This is a genomic window from Neobacillus sp. K501 (assembly GCF_053749995.1).
On sequence record NZ_JBSLYA010000008.1, the window covers coordinates 134,302 to 156,204 of the forward strand.

At 36.4% G+C, this 21,903-nt stretch carries 27 protein-coding genes; 17 read left to right on the forward strand and 10 right to left on the reverse strand.

Features of this window, described 5'->3' with window-relative positions:
• Nucleotides 1–99 precede the first annotated feature (99 nt).
• The 8 genes from ACWM35_RS17985 (at nt 100) to helD (ending at nt 8,556) form a co-directional block, all read left to right on the forward strand.
• Complete coding sequence (locus tag ACWM35_RS17985) at nt 100–693, forward strand: DJ-1/PfpI family protein (RefSeq protein WP_454820228.1); 594 nt, start codon at nt 100–102, stop codon at nt 691–693.
• Between the two features lie 20 nt (nt 694–713).
• Nucleotides 714–1,259, forward strand: coding sequence for a cysteine hydrolase family protein (locus tag ACWM35_RS17990; RefSeq protein ID WP_454820369.1), 546 nt, complete (start codon nt 714–716; stop codon nt 1,257–1,259).
• A 154-nt stretch (nt 1,260–1,413) separates the two neighbouring features.
• Entirely contained in the window at nt 1,414–2,184 is a 771-nt protein-coding gene (locus tag ACWM35_RS17995) for an MBL fold metallo-hydrolase (RefSeq protein WP_454820229.1), read from the forward strand.
• 64 nt (nt 2,185–2,248) lie between these two features.
• Nucleotides 2,249–2,797: a DUF4865 family protein gene (locus ACWM35_RS18000; RefSeq protein WP_454820230.1), complete on the forward strand. Its 549-nt coding sequence runs from the start codon at nt 2,249–2,251 to the stop codon at nt 2,795–2,797.
• Nucleotides 2,798–2,814: 17 nt separating this feature from the next.
• Nucleotides 2,815–3,561, forward strand: coding sequence for an MBL fold metallo-hydrolase (locus tag ACWM35_RS18005; RefSeq protein ID WP_454820231.1), 747 nt, complete (start codon nt 2,815–2,817; stop codon nt 3,559–3,561).
• Between the two features lie 167 nt (nt 3,562–3,728).
• On the forward strand, nt 3,729–5,216 hold the full coding sequence (locus ACWM35_RS18010; protein ID WP_454820232.1) for a carboxylesterase/lipase family protein: 1,488 nt from the start codon (nt 3,729–3,731) through the stop codon (nt 5,214–5,216).
• 202 nt (nt 5,217–5,418) lie between these two features.
• Nucleotides 5,419–6,117, forward strand: a complete 699-nt coding sequence (locus ACWM35_RS18015; RefSeq protein ID WP_454820233.1) for a YwaF family protein — start codon at nt 5,419–5,421, stop codon at nt 6,115–6,117.
• Nucleotides 6,118–6,246: 129 nt separating this feature from the next.
• Complete coding sequence (gene helD, locus ACWM35_RS18020; protein WP_454820234.1) at nt 6,247–8,556, forward strand: RNA polymerase recycling motor HelD; 2,310 nt, start codon at nt 6,247–6,249, stop codon at nt 8,554–8,556.
• Nucleotides 8,557–8,633: 77 nt separating this feature from the next.
• Here the strand turns inward: helD and ACWM35_RS18025 are convergent, their stop codons facing one another.
• Nucleotides 8,634–8,753, reverse strand: coding sequence for a YjcZ family sporulation protein (locus ACWM35_RS18025; protein WP_454820235.1), 120 nt, complete (start codon nt 8,751–8,753; stop codon nt 8,634–8,636).
• Nucleotides 8,754–8,948: 195 nt separating this feature from the next.
• Here ACWM35_RS18025 and ACWM35_RS18030 point away from each other — a divergent pair, with 195 nt between their 5' ends.
• Nucleotides 8,949–9,614, forward strand: coding sequence for an HAD hydrolase-like protein (locus tag ACWM35_RS18030; RefSeq protein ID WP_454820236.1), 666 nt, complete (start codon nt 8,949–8,951; stop codon nt 9,612–9,614).
• A gap of 210 nt (nt 9,615–9,824) precedes the next feature.
• Here the strand turns inward: ACWM35_RS18030 and ACWM35_RS18035 are convergent, their stop codons facing one another.
• Together ACWM35_RS18035 and ACWM35_RS18040 are read right to left on the reverse strand one after the other, a co-directional pair.
• Complete coding sequence (locus ACWM35_RS18035) at nt 9,825–9,965, reverse strand: hypothetical protein (RefSeq protein WP_454820237.1); 141 nt, start codon at nt 9,963–9,965, stop codon at nt 9,825–9,827.
• Nucleotides 9,966–10,108: 143 nt separating this feature from the next.
• Nucleotides 10,109–10,315, reverse strand: coding sequence for a hypothetical protein (locus ACWM35_RS18040; RefSeq protein ID WP_454820238.1), 207 nt, complete (start codon nt 10,313–10,315; stop codon nt 10,109–10,111).
• A gap of 261 nt (nt 10,316–10,576) precedes the next feature.
• Between ACWM35_RS18040 and ACWM35_RS18045 the strand changes: the two genes are divergently transcribed.
• The 6 genes from ACWM35_RS18045 to ACWM35_RS18070 all read left to right on the forward strand — a co-directional run bounded on the left by ACWM35_RS18045 (nt 10,577) and on the right by ACWM35_RS18070 (nt 15,546).
• On the forward strand, nt 10,577–11,452 hold the full coding sequence (locus ACWM35_RS18045; RefSeq protein ID WP_454820239.1) for a DUF1259 domain-containing protein: 876 nt from the start codon (nt 10,577–10,579) through the stop codon (nt 11,450–11,452).
• Nucleotides 11,453–11,674: 222 nt separating this feature from the next.
• Nucleotides 11,675–12,919 carry an aminopeptidase gene (locus ACWM35_RS18050; RefSeq protein WP_454820240.1) on the forward strand — a complete coding sequence of 415 codons (1,245 nt, stop codon included), beginning with the start codon at nt 11,675–11,677 and terminating at the stop codon, nt 12,917–12,919.
• Nucleotides 12,920–13,017: 98 nt separating this feature from the next.
• Nucleotides 13,018–13,275 carry a hypothetical protein gene (locus ACWM35_RS18055; RefSeq protein ID WP_454820241.1) on the forward strand — a complete coding sequence of 86 codons (258 nt, stop codon included), beginning with the start codon at nt 13,018–13,020 and terminating at the stop codon, nt 13,273–13,275.
• A 211-nt stretch (nt 13,276–13,486) separates the two neighbouring features.
• The gene (locus ACWM35_RS18060; protein ID WP_454820242.1) at nt 13,487–14,737 is read left to right on the forward strand and encodes an ATP-binding protein; all 1,251 of its coding nucleotides are present in this window, start codon (nt 13,487–13,489) and stop codon (nt 14,735–14,737) included.
• A 43-nt stretch (nt 14,738–14,780) separates the two neighbouring features.
• Nucleotides 14,781–15,227 (forward strand): SgcJ/EcaC family oxidoreductase, encoded by a 447-nt coding sequence (locus ACWM35_RS18065; protein WP_454820243.1) that lies wholly within the window; start codon nt 14,781–14,783, stop codon nt 15,225–15,227.
• Nucleotides 15,228–15,252: 25 nt separating this feature from the next.
• Nucleotides 15,253–15,546 carry an RNA polymerase alpha subunit C-terminal domain-containing protein gene (locus tag ACWM35_RS18070; RefSeq protein ID WP_454820244.1) on the forward strand — a complete coding sequence of 98 codons (294 nt, stop codon included), beginning with the start codon at nt 15,253–15,255 and terminating at the stop codon, nt 15,544–15,546.
• Between the two features lie 81 nt (nt 15,547–15,627).
• On the opposite strand, the gene ACWM35_RS18075 is transcribed toward ACWM35_RS18070, so the two are convergent.
• On the reverse strand, nt 15,628–15,969 hold the full coding sequence (locus ACWM35_RS18075; RefSeq protein ID WP_454820245.1) for a YqzG/YhdC family protein: 342 nt from the start codon (nt 15,967–15,969) through the stop codon (nt 15,628–15,630).
• A gap of 241 nt (nt 15,970–16,210) precedes the next feature.
• Here ACWM35_RS18075 and fosM point away from each other — a divergent pair, with 241 nt between their 5' ends.
• Nucleotides 16,211–16,633, forward strand: coding sequence for a FosM family fosfomycin resistance protein (gene fosM / locus ACWM35_RS18080; RefSeq protein ID WP_454820246.1), 423 nt, complete (start codon nt 16,211–16,213; stop codon nt 16,631–16,633).
• Nucleotides 16,634–16,695: 62 nt separating this feature from the next.
• On the opposite strand, the gene ACWM35_RS18085 is transcribed toward fosM, so the two are convergent.
• Nucleotides 16,696–17,589 (reverse strand): DMT family transporter, encoded by an 894-nt coding sequence (locus ACWM35_RS18085; protein WP_454820247.1) that lies wholly within the window; start codon nt 17,587–17,589, stop codon nt 16,696–16,698.
• Between the two features lie 316 nt (nt 17,590–17,905).
• Between ACWM35_RS18085 and ACWM35_RS18090 the strand changes: the two genes are divergently transcribed.
• Nucleotides 17,906–18,349 (forward strand): cell wall hydrolase, encoded by a 444-nt coding sequence (locus ACWM35_RS18090; RefSeq protein ID WP_454820248.1) that lies wholly within the window; start codon nt 17,906–17,908, stop codon nt 18,347–18,349.
• Nucleotides 18,350–18,519: 170 nt separating this feature from the next.
• Here ACWM35_RS18090 and ACWM35_RS18095 read toward each other — a convergent pair whose 3' ends face one another.
• The 5 genes from ACWM35_RS18095 to thiS form a co-directional block, all read right to left on the reverse strand.
• Complete coding sequence (locus ACWM35_RS18095; RefSeq protein WP_454820249.1) at nt 18,520–18,945, reverse strand: SRPBCC family protein; 426 nt, start codon at nt 18,943–18,945, stop codon at nt 18,520–18,522.
• A 217-nt stretch (nt 18,946–19,162) separates the two neighbouring features.
• The gene (locus ACWM35_RS18100; RefSeq protein ID WP_454820250.1) at nt 19,163–19,300 is read right to left on the reverse strand and encodes a YvrJ family protein; all 138 of its coding nucleotides are present in this window, start codon (nt 19,298–19,300) and stop codon (nt 19,163–19,165) included.
• Between the two features lie 610 nt (nt 19,301–19,910).
• Nucleotides 19,911–20,930 carry a thiazole biosynthesis adenylyltransferase ThiF gene (locus ACWM35_RS18105; protein WP_454820251.1) on the reverse strand — a complete coding sequence of 340 codons (1,020 nt, stop codon included), beginning with the start codon at nt 20,928–20,930 and terminating at the stop codon, nt 19,911–19,913.
• Nucleotides 20,927–21,694, reverse strand: coding sequence for a thiazole synthase (locus ACWM35_RS18110; protein WP_454820252.1), 768 nt, complete (start codon nt 21,692–21,694; stop codon nt 20,927–20,929). The genes ACWM35_RS18105 and ACWM35_RS18110 overlap by 4 nt, the downstream gene beginning before the upstream one ends.
• A gap of 1 nt (nt 21,695) precedes the next feature.
• On the reverse strand, nt 21,696–21,899 hold the full coding sequence (thiS, locus tag ACWM35_RS18115; protein WP_454820253.1) for a sulfur carrier protein ThiS: 204 nt from the start codon (nt 21,897–21,899) through the stop codon (nt 21,696–21,698).
• Between the last annotated feature and the right edge of the window lie 4 nt (nt 21,900–21,903).

A 21,903-nucleotide genomic window follows, 5' to 3' on the forward strand; every position in this document is an offset into this window, starting at 1 on the left:
ATCCTTTTGCTATCAGTTTTTCTGAAGAATATATTTAGTTATTTCAATTTTACTAATGGATAATTATAACATACAATCCAGTTAAAGGAGATGATGGAAATGAAAAAAATATGTTTACTTTTACCAAATGGTTTTGAGGCAGTGGAAGCGAGCGTTTTTACTGATGTGTTTAGCTGGAACAAGGATGAAGGAGATGGGTCAACGGAGCTGATTACGGTTGGAACACGAGAACAATTAACCTGCACCTGGAATTTGACAGTTAAACCGGAAAAATTACTCGAAGAAGTAACGGCAGATGAATTTGATGCTTTAGCATTACCAGGAGGGTTTGAGAAAGCTGGATTTTATGAAGATGCCTATCGTGCTGACGTTCTCGAGTTTATTCGAGAGTTTGATAGAAAAGGGAAGAATATCGCCGCCATTTGTGTTGGTGCATTAGTGATTGCTAAGAGTGGTGTTTTACAAGGGAGGAATGCCACTACCTATAATTTGGGGAGTGGAAAGCGGCAGGCACAATTAGCTGAAATGGGGGCGAATGTTATACCTGATCAACCGATTGTTATGGATCATAACATCATCACATCCTTTAACCCATCCACTTCATTTGATGTAGCTTTTACTCTCCTCGAAGCAGTGACTAGCAAAGAAATTGCTTCCCATGTGAAAAAACTAATGGGGTTTCAAAATGAATAAAGGAAAGGTGTAATATGAAAATAACAGCTAATACGGCGTTACTCATTATCGATGTTCAAAAATATTTTGATGATCCTGCGCAAGGAAGAAGAAATAATCCTGACGCAGAGGAGAAGATGGGAAAACTGCTAGGTATGTGGAGAAAGTCAAATCGGCCAGTTATTCACATTAAGCACATCAGCAATCCTTCCATTGCCAACCATCCTGGAAGGGAATTTAAAGAGATTGTTGCACCACTTCCTGGAGAACCAGTTTTTATAAAAAATGTAAATAGTGCCTTTATTGGGACGAACCTTGAGTCGTTTTTAAGAGAATCTGAGATTAAAACACTTGTTATTGTTGGATTAACGACTGATCATTGTGTATCAACAACGACCAGAATGGCAAAAAATCTAGGATTTGATCCATTCATTGTTTCGGATGCCACCGCGACTTTTGATCGAATTAGTTTTGATGGCGAATTATATAAAGCAGAGGAAATTCATCAATTGGCATTGGTGAGTTTAAGTGATGAATTTGCAACTGTAGTGAATACAGAAAGTGTTTTAGAATTAATCAAAGAATAGTTATATAACATCGTCTCTTTCCTAGGAGAGGGACTTTTTTTGACATTAAGTATTTTTTTAAAAGTAAGTTGCAAAAAAATACTTAATGGAGTAAGATGTTACTAATTGGAAATATTGGTAATTTTATTGAAGAATTTATATTGGGGGTTTTCTCATGAAAGTAAAGAAATTGTCCTGGGCTACAGTGTACATTGAAGCAAAAGAATCGTCTATACTGGTCGATCCTTTAGCAGGTCCAATAAAAGGTCAGGACCGAGCACTTGCTGCAAGATTAGGGGAACCTTTGGAACCATTGGCTTCCTTGAGTACCATTAAACTTCCTCATGCTGTATTGGTCACTCATTTCCATCCTGATCATTTTGACTATCAATCTATTTTAGACAATTTTGGTGATCTTATTCCCATTTACATTCCTGTGGAAAATACAGATTTTGCTAAAAAACTAGGGTTTAAGAACGTGGTGGGCGTGAGTCCAAACGAAGAGTTTATCATCAACAATCTAAAGATTTACGCCTCCTTTTCAGTCGATGGCTATGGTAGTCCACAAGTTTCATGGATTATCAGTGATGGAGACCATACAGTCGTACACTGCGGAGATACTCAATGGCATGGATATTGGTGGAAAATGGAACAACAATATGGACCGATACATGCAGCGTGCTTACCCGTAAACGGGCCGATTCTGGATGTTAATGGTTTAAAGAGACAGAGTAGTTTGCCAGCATGCTTGACCCCAGAGGAAGCAGTAGAAGCCGCATACCTTTTAAATGCAGAATTTTTAGTGCCTATTCATTACGGAACCTTTGATAATCCTCCCTATTATTGTGAAGCAAAGGATGTAGAGGAGAGACTACAAATAAGAGCAGAGGAGCTTGGTGTTACGATTAAATTCCTGCAAGCAAATGAAAATTTGTTACTAAAGTAGAAATTCTTTGGAATAGGGGAGATGATTTTAATTTTTTGAAAAACCTTAAGGAGGAGATCAGAATATGATTGCTACCCAATACAAGATTACATTACCAAATGATTATGATATGAATATTATCAGAGAAAGAGTAAGAAATAATGGTTTTAAGACAGATGGATTTGATGACCTTAAATTTAAATTATATCTGATTACAGAAAAAGGAATTAACCGTAATCTACAAAATAGTTATTCTCCTTTATATCTTTGGAAAGACACTAATGGACTGAATAAGTTCCTCTTTAAAGGGTTTTATGACAATATTTTAAATTCCTTTGGGTGGCAACGAGTAAATATTGGTATCCAGCTAATCAACTCCACCACATTTCCTATAAAAGAATATAACTATCTATTCCGAATAGCACGGGAGATTGTACCACAAGAAAGTCTTAATAATTTATCGGAGAAAATAGAAAAAGACCTTCCAATGATGGAGGGTACAGAATATCTCGTCCTATATAATCCAGAAAAATGGCAGTATGAAGTGTTTTACTTTTTGAACGACCCAAGCCTTATAAAAGAGATGGATGGAGTCATTTATCAGATTCTCCATATTTCACAAGAGGAACACTAAAGTGAGGAGAGGTTAAATTGATCTTACAGCGATTAAATTGGGCAGGAGTTCGGGTTGAAACCACTAATAATTGTATTCTAATTGATCCCGTATATAAGAGCCCGGATGTAAACTTCTTTGGAATGTCAATCCATCCCTTATCACCTATGGAAGAGATAGGTACAGCTGACACCATTTTGATTACACACCTGCATTCAGATCATTTTGATTCTGACTATATCATTAGAAATTTCGGCTCGGATATTCCTGTACTAGTGCCTAAAGGAGTAGAAAAGATTGTTAAGGATCGGGGATTAACAAACGTTAAGGGAATGTCAGTTGATGAAGTTTATCATCTCGGTGAAATATCAGTTACTGCCACCCATTCAGTAGACGGATTAGGTGATAATCAGGTGTCTTGGATTGTAAAGGATCATGTTCATAAAATCATCCATTGTGGAGACACATTATGGCATGGATATTGGTGGGAGATGAAAGAAAAATATGGTCCCATTGATGCGGCGTTTCTCCCTATAAATGGTGCTGTAGTAAATGAACCAGGCATGATTCATAGTAAACAGCCCATTTGCATGACCCCTGAACAGGCAGTTTCAGCTGCATGTATTTTAGAGGCAAAACATTTAATTCCCATACACTATGGTTCTTTTCATAACCCTCCCATTTATTTTGAAACGGAGAATGTAGAACAGCGGTTAATAACAACTGCCATGGAAGTAAATATTGGTTTTCATCTGCTCAAACCTATGGAAAAGCTAGAAATCTAGTGTTCTAGTTATCTTCAGTTTAAAGGGGAAAAACAGATTTCTTTGAAATGTTTGATGATTCCCACCTTGTAAAAAACAGGAAAACGCTGTGGTCTTCTCGAATACAATTAAATAGCTACATAGACTTACTTTTATGAAAGTATATTTATAGATTGAGAGGGATCTTAATGTCAAAAACGATTGTTGAAAGCGTTTACGGTAAATTGCAGGGAGAACAAGTCGATGGTGTCTTTTCATGGAAAGGGATTCCATATGCGAAGCCACCAGTTGGGGCACTTCGATTCCGTGCTCCAGAGCGGCCAGATTCATGGAAAGGTGTTCGACAGGCAACTTCTTTTTCTCCTGTAGCCCCACAAACACAAAAAGAAATCATGGAGTTTTTTGGAAATGATATCTCGAATATGAATGAGGATTGTCTGTACTTGAATGTCTGGTCACCTGCAACTGATGGAAAAAAACGTCCTGTTATGGTTTGGATTCACGGCGGCGCCTTTGTATCTGGATCAGGTTCGAGCAGTTGGTATGACGGAGCGTCCTTTGCTGCACAAGGTGATGTTGTTGTAGTAACGATTAATTACCGCCTCGGGATATTAGGCTTTTTGCACCTTGGTGAAATCGGTGGAGAAGAATATGCCACTTCTGGTAACTGCGGTATTCTTGATCAGGTAGCTGCTTTGCAATGGGTGCAGGAAAATATTGCTGCGTTTGGTGGTGATCCGAACAATGTAACGGTCTTTGGAGAATCAGCAGGTGCAATGAGCATTGGAGTCTTGCTAGGATTTCCATCTGCACAGGGCCTTTTCCATAAAGCTATTTTACAAAGTGGTGCGGCAGCTAATGTTCATTCTTCGGAAACCGCTACTAAAGTTACCGGACATCTATTAGCTGCTTTACAAGTCGAACCTACTAATCTATCCAAATTAGCGGAATTGCCAGTGGAGCAGTTAATTCAAGTGGCGGATCTTGTTCCACCAATGAGCTTAGGACCTGTTATCGATGGAGTATCACTGCCGAAGCATCCACAAGATGCGATCGCAGCTGGATCAGCTAAGGATGTCTCCATTCTAATTGGAACAAACAAAGATGAATACAATATTTTCAGTGTGTTTGACCCTGAATGGAAGAATGCAGATGAGGCAAAGGTTACAGTGTTATTTGAAAAAACATTTGGACCTTTTGTGCAGGTTATTTCAAAGTTTATCCCTGGGGGGCTTAATCAAGACCTTTTTAATAAATTGCTTACAGATACAATCTTTACGAATCCTGCACAAAAACTGGCTGAGTTGCAGGTGAATCAGGGTACGCCTGTTTGGATGTACCGCTTTGATTGGGAGACACAAGTGTTTGGTGGGGCATTAAAATCGACGCACGCGTTAGAGATTCCATTTGTTTTTAACACCTTAAGAACGCCTAATACAGAAAACTTTACGGGATCTTCTCCAGAGCGCCAACAGATAGCAGATCAAATGCACCAGAGATGGATCAACTTTGCCCGCAATGGTCATCCCAATTCAGATAGCCTTCCAGAATGGCCTGGTTATGAACTAACTAAACGTACCACCATGATTTTTGATACTGAAAGTAAAATAATTAATGATCCAAATAGTGAAGATCGATTAAAATGGGAACAATTATCCATGGTGATGAAAGGGTAGTATAAATTAGGAAAAAGAGGTATAGCCTCGAGAAAAATCGGCTAAACCTCTTTTTAAATAAAACACATTGTTTTTATCGAAAAATCATATATACATAGTATCATTACACTCTAACTTTCATGAACTGATTTCGACAACCTTAATGTAACGTATTTGCTAACGGAAAGGTCTGAAAACATCCATGAAAAGAGGTGTTGACATCATGTTTTCTGTTAATGGAATGCAGGATTTCAGCTTTTTATCGATGCCGCACATAATTGCCTTCATACTTTTCATAGCTGCATTTTTTATAATGGTGTATTTCAGAAACAATCTTAAACCCTACCAGCCTTTCATAAAATGGACATTATTCATTACTTTGCTTGTTTGTGAAATTTCTTTCCATATGTGGTTAATCCTAACCCATCAATGGGAAGTAGATGATCTCCCATTGCAGCTTTGTTCCCTCAGCACGTTCCTTTCCTTGTTCTTATTCTTGAAAAAAAGTCCAAGAGTATTTCATTTATTATATTTCATTGGACTCCTTCCGCCGATATTGAGTATGGTTACACCTGATATCGTCTACCAATTTCCTCATTTTCGTTTCCTGAAATACTTTCTGCATCATTCCGCCATTCCCTTAGCAGTCTTGTATTTTATCCTTTTTGAAGGTTACAGGATTCCCCGGAAAGCGGTTTTCAGAAGCTTCATTACTGTGAACATGATTGCCGTTCCAGTTTTTCTCATAAATATCTGGTTAGACACAAATTTTTTCTTTTTAGCAAATCCTTCCGAATCAACAACAATATTATCGTTTTTCGGCAGCGGGGTGATGTACTACATTAATCTTGAGATGGCTGCATTTATAGTATTTATCGTCACCTATCTTCCAATAGGATTTTTACAAAATAGGAAGTTGTAATTATGATTGTCAAATGGTAAAATATAGCTCCATTGTAAAGAAGGCATCTGCAAAGTGTTGTAGATGTTTCTTTTTGTGTGTTGCATGTACATAATTACGAAATTCATTTTGGAGGTGACGGTTGAAACTATGGGTCAGAAAAAAGAAAAGTCCGTTCTTGATCATAAAGATTCCCAAGAAGAAGTGGAGCGTTTAGAGTTTACGAAGGAATATATTAAAAGTGTTTTAGAAATGGCGAAAGGGAATAAAGAGCAGTTTGTTGAAAATTTAAAGGAAGCTTTTGCTGATCTAGATACGTCAGAAAGTAGTTTAAGCTATATGACCCTATTGACCAATGCTCAATATTTGGAATTGGCCGAATCAGAATTGGAAAGGTTAGCAAGCGTCATCGGCAAACCTTACTTTTCGAGGATAAACTTTACTAGCACTGGTGATACGGAAGAAGAAATCCTATATATTGGGAAGGCTTCGCTGTTTGACCGAGTCAATCAGATTCCAATAATTGTTGATTGGCGTTCGCCGATTGCAAATGTTTATTATGATGGCCGTTTAGGTGATGTAACCTACGAAGCCTATGGTGAAACGCAAAGTGGATACTTATCCTTGAAAAGACAGTATGAAATTGAGGATGGATTTCTTAAAGATATTCGCGATATTGATTTGACCACACATGATGAACTTCTTCAGAAATCCTTAGCTGGTAAAGCTGACAATCGCTTAACGGAAATTGTCGCGACCATCCAAAATGAGCAAAACGAAGTAATTCGAGCCTCTCTGAAACACCCCATCATCGTTCAAGGAGCAGCTGGAAGTGGGAAAACCACGATCGCGCTCCATCGAATTTCTTATTTCCTATATTCGTCTGGATATCGCTTTCCTCCAGAAAAATTAATGATTCTTGCGCCTAACCGATTGTTTATCGATTATATATCCGCGGTTCTCCCAGATTTAGGTGTTAACAAAATCAAACAAACCACCTATGTTGAATTCATGAGAAGCTGTTTAAGCAAGAAAATAAAACTATTATCTTCGAATTCAAAATTAATGGCTCTCATAAAAGGACACGAAAAAGCAAATTGGATTCAATGGGTTTCTAGTTATAAAGGTTCCCTGGAATTCAAAGCATTAATAGATAACTATCTGAAAGATATTGAATTAAGCTTAGCCCCATCCGAGGATTTTATTATCGAAAAATCCCGTCTAATGAAGGGGAAAAATATCAACCGACTATTTTTAAAAGAATTTCAATATTTACCTCTATATAAACGGCTGGATAAAATAAAAAATTTACTAGCTAATGATCTACGACTAAAAAAGAACATCATTCTTTCTAAACTCAATAAGAAATATGACGAGGCCTTAGAGAAGGCTCTTTATAGCACAAGGTTGAATGATGAAAAAAGACGGGAAAAAGTCGTCTACGTCATGGAAACAAAAGAAAATAGAATCAAGACAGTGGAGCAGGAGTCCAAGGTTGCGGTAAAAAAGTATATGGATTCTTTTGAGAAAAGAGATATTTTTACTCTCTATAGGGAATTGATGTCTTCAACGGAGCTATTACAAAAATACTCTAATACTTTGTCTGAGATTGAATGCAGGAAGTTAAGTAACTATTGTAAAAAGATGTTTGCGAAAAATGTGTTGGAACTAGAGGATCTCGCTCCGTTATTTTATATGAAGGCAAAGCTGGAGGGAATCGAAGAACCATATAAAATGAAAAGCATCTTTATAGATGAGGCCCAGGATTATAGTTATTTCCAATTTGCTGCACTCAAAGAAGGTTTTGAAACTGATTTATTTACGATTGTGGGTGATTTAGCCCAAGGGATTCATTCTTATCGTGGTCTAAATAGTTGGGAACCATTGGTGAAGGAAATTTTTCCGAATGCGAATTATCAGGCTTTGCAGAAGAGTTATCGAACGACGGTTGAGATTATGCAGTTAGCCAATGACATCCTTTCAATTATGGACAAGGACTTGCCAATAGTAGAGCCTGTCATTCGCCATGGAAACAAACCGCGTTTTACAAAAATTGACTCGAACAATTTATTGCAGGTAAGAGAGATTCTTGAGGATGATATTCAATTACTCAAAAAGGAAGACCTGAACTCGATTGCAATTATTGGAAGAACGGATAAAGAGTGCCTGAGGATATACAATATGCTCAAAAATAGCAATCTCCCAATCCAACTCTTAGAAGAAAAAGAAGATATGAAAAAGGGCAGTGTTGTCATTTTACCATCGCATCTTTCAAAGGGATTGGAATTTGATGCCGTCCTGATCCTTACCTTGGAAGAAGCATACTCAGAAGAAGAGTTAGATATTAAATTGTTGTATGTGGCTATGACGAGACCGATGCATAGGCTGTATCTATATGCGAAAACGGAATCCGATTTTTTATTGAATAAAGTTGGAGCGGATCATTTCGAAATGAAGTAAAAATGCCAGGAAGTGATTTCCTGGCATTTTTTTCATAAAAGTCACTTTTTAGAAAAGCTTCCAAACATCTTTAATCTTTACAACAAGCATCCAACAATGATTAAGAGGATGAACAATATGATAATAATCGTAAAACCTAGACCAACATTATGTCCTGAACTCATGCGAATACCTCCTTTTATCTGGGAAGAATACATTTTATGATATTCGCCCACAAATTGACACAGATGTGGCTATTTTTATCTGAAAATTAAAATAAGGGATTAATATTTACTGAGTATTACTATATATGTAATAATTATATTTTGCGGAATAGAAACCAATAGATTCTAAGGGTAACGAGAAGAGGTACTCATTCCTTCTTAAGGAAGTCGATTGAAAGGAGTAGGAGAATGTCTCAATCAATAATCTTTGATATGGATGGCACACTTTTTCAAACAGACAAGATTTTAGAAATATCACTTGAAGATGCTTTTAATTTTTTACGAATACAAAATAAATGGGATATGGATACACCTATTGAAAAATATCGTGAAATTATGGGTGTACCCCTGCCAAAAGTTTGGGAGACTTTGTTACCGAATCATTCCAATGAAGTAAGACAACAAATGGATGCATATTTTCTAAAAAGATTAATAGAAAATATTAAAAATGGTAAAGGGGCTTTGTATCCGAATGTAAAGGAAATATTCACCTATTTAAAAGAGAATAATTACTCGATTTACATAGCTAGTAATGGATTATCTGACTACTTAAATGCTATTGTGAGTTACTATCATTTAAATCAGTGGGTTACAGAAACCTTTAGTATCCAACAAATCGAAACACTTAATAAATCGGATTTAGTACATTCTATTATTAAAAAATACAATATTACCAATGGAGCTGTTGTAGGTGATCGATTATCCGATATCAACGCTGCAAAGGAAAACGGTTTAGTTTCCATTGGCTGTAATTTTGATTTTGCCCGAGAAGAGGAACTTTCTCAGGCTGATATGGTTATCGATGATTTAATGGAGTTACAGACTTTTTTAATAAATAATAAAAAGGGCTCTTAGTAGCCCTTTAATAATGCTAATAAATAATGAAGCAGAGTATCGCTTCTTTATATTAAATATCTAATTCTTTTCGAAATTCGTTTAGTTTTGAACTGTCTATCCCTAATAGTATCGCTAATTTTTCCTCATTCGCTGTTGGGTTCTCCTTCAGCAATCGTTTTAGCCTCTTTTTTAGCTTTCCGCTCTGCTTTCTGCAACGCTTTTTCCTCTTTAGTCTTGATTGTTGGTAAATATAGAAACTTCCTCTGTTACCATAGCAATTTTTTCACTGGAATCTACAATCAATGTTTCTTCATTTTCATTAATAGGTTTAGCTTTTAATTCATCTATTTGTTTTTGAAGGAATTCCATATCTTTCTTGCTAATTTCTAGAATTACAGCAAATGAGTTGATGACTTGTTGTTTATCGGCTAGTTCTTCTTTCAGCTTAATAAGCTGTTTCTCTTGCTTCGCTATCAGGCTGCTTAACTCTTCAATTAATGTTTCGTCGCTTTCTATTTTTTTCTCATCTCAAATATTTGCTTTTGAAACTCTTCTATTTCTTTATTGTTATTATCAAGGATTGCCGTAAGTGAAGCTATTTCTTCTATTAAATTATTATCACGATTAATGATGTTCGTTTCTAACTCATTGGTACTTGTCATAGGGACTTCAAGTTCTGAAGAGTCTTGATTATGACTATCTGTGATACCATCTGCCATTCCATATTCCTCCTTACTGACAAATAAATTAGTCTAAAATAATAATCTATCAAATTGATCAAGTGAGTTTTTATAAGATTAGAAAATTATATGGTAATTTAAAAATTATGAAATGGACAAGTGTCTCATTTTTTCATGATAATTGAACGATATAAAGACCTTAAGTGTCCTTTTTTAATAAATACCTGAGAAGCCCTGTCTAATTTCGAATTTATAAATATTATATTACGAAAGATTTTAATGGTCAGGAGATGATTATCTATGCGTGATATGAACGATATGCAGCCAAGTCAACTGTGTCAGGAATTTGCCCGCATATTAAATGCTACACCAGCAGTCATTAACGGTGTTTGTACTGCGACTCGATCTCGGACAAACCTTCATCCTAGGGTTTTAGGTCGAAGAGCTGAATCATTTATGTTTGTTCCACAGGCATTTTCTTTTGAAGAACTAGATAGGGAAGGAGGAGCTTTATGTCTTGGAGAAACAGTTATTCTTCAAGAAGAGATAAATCCATTTATCACTATTTTGCGTGAAAATAGGATTATTGTTACAGCTCTTCATAATCATTGGTTGTTTGATGACCCGCGTTTGATGTATATTCATTTTGAATCCATTGATAAGCCGTTAAATTTTGCAAGAAAAGTAAGGGAAGCCTTAGCTGTATTGACCACCAGAAATGTGGGGGGTACTCAAAATGGGCGTAATCGTGGAAATAGACAAGCAGAAGAACTTTGTGAGAAATTCAACCAAATTCTAGATGGCGAGATGCATTCTTTTGAAAATGGAGCCTGTATTGTCATGAAATCTCGGACAAATATTAAGCCCCGTGTTTTAGGAAGAACTGGAAGATCGTTTCTGTCAATTCCTCAAATGTTTGCCTTTGAATCTTTAGCCTCAGATGGTCGAGCGCTTTGTAGTGGAGAAACAGTCATTTTGGAGGAAGAACTCAATCCATTTATTAGCAGGCTCCGTGAACATAATATTATTGTGACAGCTTTTCATAACCATTGGTTATTTGATAATCCTAGATTAATGTATATTCATTTTGAAAAAATTGACAATCCAATTCGGTTTGCCTCGGATGTAAGAAAGGCATTACAAGTTCTCACAAATAAAGAGGTACGCCCTTCATAATAAAGCTTAAGATCTAATGTAATTAAGAAAAAGACATTTGTTCAATGTCTTTTTCTTAATTACATTGTTTGTTTAAATTGAAAAACAGCGTTAACAAGTGGAAAAATAATAGGGTTCACGTGCTTGAAGGAAATAGTATATCAATACTAAAAATTGTGCATTAGTACTTTTCCTGAATTATTGATAGAATGAAAATATACATAATTTATTGGAGGTAATAAAATGGTTCTTCCTAATTTTGAGGCGAATTTACAGAAATATGCGACGCTTTTGGTTGCAAAGGGGCTTAATGTACAACCAGGAGATTGGGTAAAAATGACGATTACGGTTGATCAGGCTCCACTTGCACGACTTGTAACAAAAGAGGCATATGCATTAGGTGCTGAAAAGGTCATTGTTAAATGGTCTGACGATGAAATTACCAAACAGCACTATTTACACCAGCCTGAAGAAGTATTAACGGATATCCCGGAGTATGAAATTCTAGAATCTGACGACCATGTGTTACATCATAAGGTTTGCCGTCTATCCATTGTCTCTAGTGATCCAGGCTTATTAAGTGGGGTGGATTCTGGTAAAATCTCAGCATATCAGAATAAAGCTGGTAAAGCTTTTAAAGTACAGCGAATCGCCACTCAAAACAATGATTTGAAATGGACGGTTGCCGCTGCGGCGGGGGCAGGTTGGGCCGCAAAAGTTTTCTCAAATCTTGCTACTGCTGAGGAGCAGGTGGATGCACTTTGGGATCAAATTTTTAAAACATGCCGAGTGTATGAGGATGATCCAATTGCAGCCTGGGATGAACATACAAAAAAATTGAATGAGAAGGCAGCTAAATTAAATGAACTTCAGTTTGATTCCCTTCACTTTATCGCCCCTGGAACAGACTTCAAGCTTGGTTTGCCAAAGTATCATATTTGGGATAGTGCAGGGAGTCTTAATCCTAAAGGTGAAAAGTTTATGGCGAACATGCCAACTGAAGAGGTTTATACAGCTCCAGACACACGCCGTATGGATGGCGTTGTTCGCAGTACAAAGCCATTAAGCTACGCGGGTACATTGATTGAAGGAATTGAAGTTCATTTTAAAGATGGAAAAATTGTCGACATCTCTGCAAAAACGGGGGATGAGATTATGAAGAAGCTTGTATTTGATAATGAGGGTGGAACAGGTCTTGGGGAGGTTGCGTTAGTACCAGATCCATCACCCATTTCACAATCAGGTATTACGTTCTTTAATACCCTATTTGATGAAAATGCATCAAATCACCTGGCAATCGGTTCTGCTTATCCAACAAATCTTGAAGGCGGAACAAAAATGACGGAAGAGGAACTAGAAAGACATGGTTTAAATGTATCAACGGTTCACGTGGATTTCATGATTGGCTCAAAAGAAATGGATATTGATGGCATCAAACAAGATGGTACAGTTGTTCCGATTTTCCGAAAAGGTGATTGGGCGATATAAGAATTTGAAGGGGTCCAGGAAAAAGCTTTCTCTTGGGCTTTTTTTCATACGTACTATTTCAAAATACAAAAAATCATTTAATTGGGAGTGGATACGTATTGGAAGAATTTATGGGTCTATTGTTAGGTTCATTAGGTTTGTTCTATCCTTTACTAATAGTATCTGTCATTACTTTTATCTATGCCTTGATTAAGCGTTCTTGGGGATGGATGCTGTTAAGTGCCCTTTTACTATATCCTGCTGCTTGGTTTTTCAGTGGTTATCCACCATTTCCTTGGGCAAGATTCATTCCTTTCCTTCAAATTATCGTTGCGATCATTTTTTATATATTGAAAAGAAAAAGGGCGAAATCATAAAAACCAATGCCACTTATTAGACAATGAGTTCATTTTCTTTTATTTTAGTTGTATTAAACTTGAATATTCGCTAAATAAGGTTTACTTTTAAATAAAATATCTAATATTTTTAATATGTAAATGTGGTTTGGTTGGAACCAGTAAACATCATAGTGAACATTATTGTTCTTATAATACTGATTTCTGATGAACAACAGAAAAGGTTAAGACGATGAATATAATCAAGGATTTTTTGCTGCAGTTAACGAGTATGGTAATTCCGATATTTATTTACTTTACGTTTATCACCGAAAGGATTAGGAGCGATAAACATCGAAATATAATCATGTCCTTATTATGGGGGATATCCATAATATTTTGCATGTCTTTTCCAGTAAGCTTCGGTCAAAATGCACGTTTGGAGCTAAGAATAATACCACTATTATTAGGAACGCTATATGGTGGATATTGGCCAGGCATTTTCTTATCTGCCTTAATTATTTTTTATCGAATTTCTAATGGAATCAGTATTGGATTCTATAATACCTTTTTCGTCCTATTATTATCGCTCCCTGTTATCCTATTTTTTCAAAAATCATTTGCGCAGTCGAAAAAAGAAATACGAGTTAAAATTGCTGTCGGACTAGCATTTTACTACTGTGTGACCGGTATTGTTTTGTTTGGTATTCTAAGAGGATTTAACCTAGAATCTTTAAAAGTTCAATTGATACATCTAGTGTTTGTATTGGTCATTACTTGGTCCTTTACGCTATTAATTGAAACAATCAGAGAGATCCATCAGATGCGCATAGAGATGCAAAATACGGAAAAATTTCGAGTTATTAGTGAGTTAACCAGTGTATTTGCCCATGAAATTCGAAATCCGATGCAAGTGACTCGAGGTTTTTTACAGCTACTTGATGATCCTGATTTACCTGATAAAAAGAAAGAATATATCCAATTATCTATTGAGGAAATAGATCGTGCTAATGCGATCATTAATGACTTTTTAGCAGTTGGAAAACCCGCTATTAATAATAATGAAAGAATGAATGTAGGTTATCAATTACAACGAGTGGTAAATATCATTCAAAGTTATGCATTAAATCATCATGTTGAAATAAAGACCGAAATTCTGGCTAACTGTTGGATTTACGCTAATCCCCAAAAATTGAACCAGTCATTTATTAATATTTTGAAAAATGCAATCGAGTCTATGCCAAATGGTGGTACGGTTTGGATTACGTGCACTCAAACCAATAATGGTTTTATAGAGATTAACTTTAAAGACCAAGGGATTGGTATGACCAAAACACAAATGGATAGACTTGGGTCTCCGTATTATACCTTAAAGGAAAGTGGGACAGGACTTGGAATGATGGTGACGTTCCAAATTGTTCGTTCCTTCAAAGGTGAAATACAAGTACACAGTGAAGAGGGTAAGGGGACGGAGTTTATTATTCGTTTACCTCAGGTAAACTAATATTAAGGGTATATCTAATTTCGACATAAAGGAATGAAACAGGATGGATCAATTGCTTGAAGTACAAGCCGTTTATCACCAACTTATAGAGGCATGGAATAATCGCAATGCTCGTGATATGGCTGAAGTGTTTACAGAGGATGGAGAAAGCATAGGTTTTGATGGGAGTCAATCTATTGGTAAGGAAGATATTTTTAGACATCTTCACCCAATCTTTGAAGATCATCCAACGGCGAGGTTTATTAAAAAAGTTAAGGAAGTACACTTTCTAAGCCCTGACATTGCTTTGTTACGTGCTATTGCTGGAATGGTACCGCCTCAAAAAACAGAAATTAATCCAAATGCTAACACACATCACACTCTTGTGGTAGTGAAAGTGGAAGGGAAATGGAGTATTAAACTGTTTCAAAATACTCCAGCTCAGTTTCATGGAAGACCTGAATTAGTAGCGAAAATGACAGAAGAACTTAGTGAATTAATAAAAGATTAACATTACGGAACGTGTGGTGCGATAAATGAAAGGGTCTAAAGAGTTGCGTATTTGCAGTAAAGGTCACAAATATTATAAAAGTTCAGATTGTCCCACTTGTCCAATGTGTGAGCAAGAGAGGAAGCCAGAAAGTGGATTTCTTTCTAAACTCTCATCACCGGCAAGAAGAGCATTAACACACCAAGGAATCACCACAATACAACAACTTTCCTCGTTCAGTGAAAAAGAAATTTTGAAACTTCACGGCATCGGGCCAGCATCCCTACCCATCCTTAGAGCTTCATTAGTAGAAAACGGGTTATCATTTAAAAATGAATGAACCAAATACCATGCGTTTCTACAACTAGTAGAAGCGTATTTTTATTAATCCAGTGATAAGCAAAAGTTAAATTTTATGATACTAACGATCGGTTTCCTGAAAGGTTATTTTAATTACCTGTTCGGTTTTGTTGTTAAATTCTATATCCACAAAAACACCAAATTCTTTTTGTTGCCCTTTTAACCATAATTTAAATTTTTCAATTGAGGTTTGAGGCCCACTTTCTCTTCCAATATGAAGATAGTCAACTATTTCTGCATTTGGATATTTCTCTTTCGTTTCCTTCATTGCTAAAGTGCCCCATTTAGCATAGGGAGGGATCGGTTTCTGTTGAGCGAATATTGTATTGGTAATTTGATGGGGAATGATATTCGTTGAGTTGAAAATTATCGTAATAATTAAACAAAAAAGCAACTTTTTCATGAATACACCTCATAGTTATTTTCTATTATTTTTACGTTATTTAGAAAAAATATGTGCTTTGATAGTTATATTTTCAATTTTAGAGGGAGGAAAGGTGTTTTTTTATCATACCGTATATTTGGATGAAACGTTGATAGGTAAAAAGTCAGAATGAGATTATAAAAGTCTAGTATATTTGCAACATTGTTTAGTAAGAAAGAAGAGATGATAATGGAAAAAAGAAAACTTTTGAGGTGGTACTATGTCCATAAAGGGTCTTAATCATTTTTTATTTTCAGTGTCAGATTTAGAGAATTCGATTGAATTTTATAAGAAAGTGTTTGATGGCAAGTTGCTAGTGAAAGGAAGGAGCACGGCCTATTTTGACTTACAAGGAATCTGGCTTGCTCTTAATGAAGAAAAAGGTATTCCACGTAATGAAATTAACCAATCATACACTCATATTGCTTTTTCAATTAATGAAACTGAATTTGACCATAATTACAAAAAACTAAAGGAAATGAATGTAAATATTCTCCCAGGAAGGCCAAGAGATATCGAAGATAAAAAGTCTATATATTTTACAGACCCCGATGGTCACAAGTTTGAATTTCATACTGGTACGTTACGAGATAGGCTGGAATATTATAAAAGGGAAAAGCCTCATATGGAGTTTTACGATTAAATCGTGCATTATAAAGCAAAAAATCAGAGGGAACAAATTGCTTCCCACTGATTTTTTCACATTTAGCTCGTTTTTTTCAGTATAGGTTTTGGAAATTTGATAGATTGATTCTCGCTAACAAACGTTGACCCTAAAACGAATACACCACCAAGTAGTTGAACTAACGTCATTTGTTCTTGCAAAATAAGTTCAGAAATCAATAATGACGTGATTGGGTCTGCATAACTTAATGCAGCGCTGCTCTGAGCCTTTATTTTTTGCATTCCTGAGAAGAATAACAAGAATCCAATTCCTGTGTGGACAATTCCTAAGATGAAAATAAAGGGGATTGAAGAACTTGAAACTTGGAAAATACCGAATCCTTCAGTAACGAAAACATAGGGCATGAGAATTATTGTTGCAGTTCCAAGCTGAATGATGGTGCTTTCTAGTCCATCCATGTTATGGATAAATTTATTTAATAGCATTAATGCTGCGTAGAATGCTGCTGCCATTAATCCATAACCAATCCCAATTAAATCACCTAATCCAGTCGTATTTAAACCACCATTACCAACAATTAGGACCATACCTATCATGGCTGCAACAATACAAATTATTTTCTTTGTCGATAATTTTTCCTTTAGTACAAGAGGGGAAAGGATCAGGACAAACACAGGTGCGAAATAATAACTTAAAGCTGCGTTTGAAATGGTCGTATGCTTGTAAGCTTGGAAAAAGAAAATCCAATTTCCAGCCAATGCCATACCTGAAAACAAAAGAAAAAGAGCATTTACTTTAACGCTCCTCCATGAAATTTTTTTCTTGGCGATAAACATGAATCCCATTAAAAATAAACTGCCAATGAAACCACGTAGAAGGGCGATTTCACTCGAAGTTAAATCAATAAATCGGACAAATACGCCAATAGTACCAAAGATGATCATAGATAAGAGGAACTGAATTTTTGATTTCATTGTCTACTCCTTTGAATCTGAGCAACAGTTAATATTATTGTTCAGATTCTTAATCTGTACTTAGTTTAAGCTCATTCACTGCTGACTTGGCAGATTGAGTAAACGGTGGTGGCGGTGATGTTGAAAATGGCTTCAAATGATAAATATTTTTGTTCGATAATAGCATCATAATTTCCCCTTATTTAAATGGTATTTTTTAAAATTATACAATACAAATAGATGTATTTATGTAAAGAGCTTTAAAACTAGGCATTCTTTTTTCTAAACAAAGACATTAATTTTGGCTGTTTTTCATACTATATTTTGGGGTGAGAATATGCCAAGAGTAAATTATCGTGATTCGGACGTTGACTTGATGGCAAGAATGATGAGAGCAGAGGCCGAAGGTGAAGGAAAATTAGGAATGTTGATGGTTGGAAATGTAATTGTTAATCGGCTAAAAGCAAATTGTTCAGACTTTAAAGGTTTAAGAACAATTCCACAGGTCATATATCAAGTACAAGGTGGAAATTATTCTTTTGAAGCTGTTCAAAAAGGGAATGTTTTTTATCAAAGAGCGAGAACAGCAGAGAAAAGATTAGCAAAACAAAATTTGGATTATTGGAGGGACCACCCATCAAAATATTCCCTGTGGTATTTTAATCCATATGCTCCATGCCCTCCAACATGGTATGGTCAACCTCAATCTGGGCAATTTAAACAGCATTGTTATTATGAACCTAAAGCAGGAGTATGTGACAGTATTTATACCGGAAGTTGAGCTTACTCGATGGGTAAGCTCTTTTATATCCATGCGTCATCTATGGATAGTTGTGCATAAAAGAAAGACCTAAATAAAAAAGGGGCAGTATCCATGGTTAGTGTATTATCCTAACCACAGACACACGCCACTTATTAATCATGAAAAATGATTATTAGAGCATCACTTTATTAAAGAGTTGTTTGCTCAGCGTATTTTTTGAAATTATCTAGGATTGCCTGCCATCCTTGTTGTTGGAATTCAATAGGATTCGATGTTTCAGCATCGAAAGTTTCAATTACTTCGGTTTCGTTGTTATTCCCTTTAAAAGTAATATTCACTTGTCTTCCATCTTCCATCGTATAAGCAATAACCTCATGTAATTTTACTTCATCATAAATTCCGCCAAAATCGAAACCAAAACTGCCATCCTTGGCTTCCATTCTTGAAAGAAATTTTCCACCAACTCTTAAATCATTCTCAGCAATGGGTGTGTGCCAGTCATCTGAAGCGTTGTTCCATTTTTTAATATGAGTTGGTTCTGTCCAATATTCCCATACTGTTTCTACTGGTGCTTGAACGGTTGTTTGTACCTTGATTTTTTTAGATGTTTCCATGCATTTCACGCCTCTCAAATAAAATTAATATTAACCAATCTGTCTATCATATGTGCTAGTTATTATTGTAAATGATTTAGTTTCGATAAGCTACTTTAGTATTCAGATAATTATGTTTTTTTATAAAAAGTAATATTCCTTTGATTAAAGTTTAGATTAAAAAACAAGAAAACCACCCAGCATACATAAGGTGGTTTGAAGAATTTTTTTCCTACCTTTATGCCTTCATTCGTTCGGGTAGATTCTGTATCGACTGGACAACCATATCAAGCTTAGACTCAATGCGGTATAGCAGATATAGCGTTACAATGATCGGGAATCCCACCTCACTGATGAAGGGAATCAACTGATCCACGAGGACTCACTCCTTTCCTATTTGGTAAAATTGGCCAGCTTCAACCAAAATGAATCCAGCCTCTTCCACGATTAGATAATTTCATAGTCTGTTACATGCGTTCGATCATGCAGGCTCCCTGGGCAGAAGTTAGTTTTCAATTTGGAGAGAAAAGACTCCAGAGTCAACACTCGTCCAACACCTCCTTTCACCTACTATATAGAAAAAAACAGGGAAAAAGGACAGGGTCAAAGAGGGAGGGAGGATTTTTTAAAAGAATATAGCTTTAGAGGAAATAATTAACCAATATGAGAATATAACCGTTTTTTTACGGAATAACTCTATAAAATAAGACTCTCTATTTTAATCAGCGAAACGACAAGAGAAAGGCCGTGACTTTTATACGTCACGACCGAATTGGATTTCAATTTAGTTTTTTGAAGGATCAGGAAAGCCTCTAACTGTCGTTCTTATTTCTACATAATGGGTGTGATAGCCGATTGGTAAAGAAATGTGAGGACTTGAATAAGCTTCATATCGATGAATATGTCAATCATCAAAGGTGGAGTTGCCAGCCTCCTTATGGGTGCTTGACACCTGAATAAGAAGAAAGTCGCACATTATCATATTTTTAACCTATGTATCTATGATACAGGGCTTTTGCTTGGGAAATATCCTTTGTACCGTGAATTAATACTCTGCCATCTTTAAAAAAGACGAGTCGGTGAGGATGAACGATATAAGATAAAAGGTAAGGATTTCGTTCAATTATTCCCCCTTGATTTGCTAATACATTTTCTAACGCTTCCAAATCACGAACGGTATGGAAGGGGGGACGGATCTGTACAGAATCTCTTCCACATAGTACCGCTGTTTTCGTTTGATTTTCATAAGACAAATATGGGTGGGTGCGTTTTCTACCACAAGAGGGACAATCCTCTTTTTTTAATGAATCGACGTTGATTGCACTATGTTGATTTTTCCATAGATCAAATGAAACAAGTTTATTTCGTAAGGAATCCAAGTCACTCACCAGAATTTTTAATGCTTCACTTATTTGATAGGCATTAACCATGGTAACAGCCGGACTAATGATTCCAGCTGTATCACAGGTTAACCCTCCAATGGGAACACTATCTAGTAGACATGCGAAACAAGGTGTTCTTTCAGGAATTATCGTATAGGATATTCCGTAGCTACCTACGCAAGCCCCATAAATCCAAGGAACGTTATATTTTTGCGAAGCATCATTGATCATCATTCTAGTTTCAAAATTATCCGTGGCATCGATGATGAGATCCACATTTTTAGCCCAATCTTCAAGTTCGATCGCAGAGGCATCGGCAATGATCGCTTCGATTACAACAGAAGAGTTCATGGCTTCTAACCGTTTTTTAGCGGCAATGACCTTTGGGAGGCGGTTTTTGGCATCTTCTTCTGAATACAGCTGCTGCCGCTGTAAATTGGACCATTCGACATAATCGCGATCGACGAGTGTTAATTGACCGACGCCTGCACGTACAAGTCCTTCCGCGCATCCTGAACCAAGGGCGCCAGCTCCTATAACGAGGACATGTTTGGAGGAAATCTTTTCTTGCCCGTCTTTTCCAATTGGTGAGAATAATTCTTGGCGAGAGTATCGATGATTCACCCGATACTCATTCCTTCCTTTGGACTGCTGGCGGTTGCATATCTCTTTTTCTCCATTCGCCCCGCTTCAAATCCTAATCGTCCCGCTTCAATCGCGAAACGCATCGCTTTTGCCATTTTTACCGGATTTTTTGCCGCTGAAACAGCCGTATTTAATAAAACACCATCAGCTCCTAATTCCATGGCCAAAGCAGCATCTGCAGGGGAGCCAATTCCAGCATCGACAATCACCGGCACAGTGGCTTGTTCGATAATAAAACCAAGGTTGATTGGATTGATAATCCCTTGACCAGACCCAATTGGGGAAGCTCCGGGCATAACGGCGTGACATCCAACCTCTTGAAGTTTCCTCGCTAAAACGACATCGTCTGAAGTATAAGGGAGGACAATAAATCCTTCTTTCACTAATTCTTCTGACGCCTTAAGGGTTTCAACAGGATCTGGAAGTAATGTTTGATCACAGCCAATTACTTCGACTTTAATCATATCGCAAAGACCGGAAGCTTTCGCTAATTTAGCGATTCGGACCGCTTCTTCTGCCGTTTTTGCTCCTGCTGTATTTGGCAAGAGAGTATATTTTGTGGTATCGAGCTGCTCTAAAAAATTGGGCTGACTTGGTTTAAAAATATTCATGCGTCTAACGGCAAACGTTAAAATTTCTGCTTGAGAAATTTCTACCGCTTCTTTTTGAATTTCATAGCTGGGATACTTTCCTGTTCCAAGTAATAAACGTGATTGAAAGGATAATGAGCCTATTTTTAACAAATTAACCGCCTCCTACAAAATGAACAATTTCAATTCGATCTTTATCTGATAATCTCTTACTTTGGTGCTCCAGTTTGGTTAAAATTTCTCCGTTGACTTCGACAACAACGCTCTTTTGATGAACGTCATAATGTGTAAGTAAATCGGACACATGAACAATCTCTTCAGGTAATTCAACTGTTTGACCATTTAATAGGACTTTCATTTTT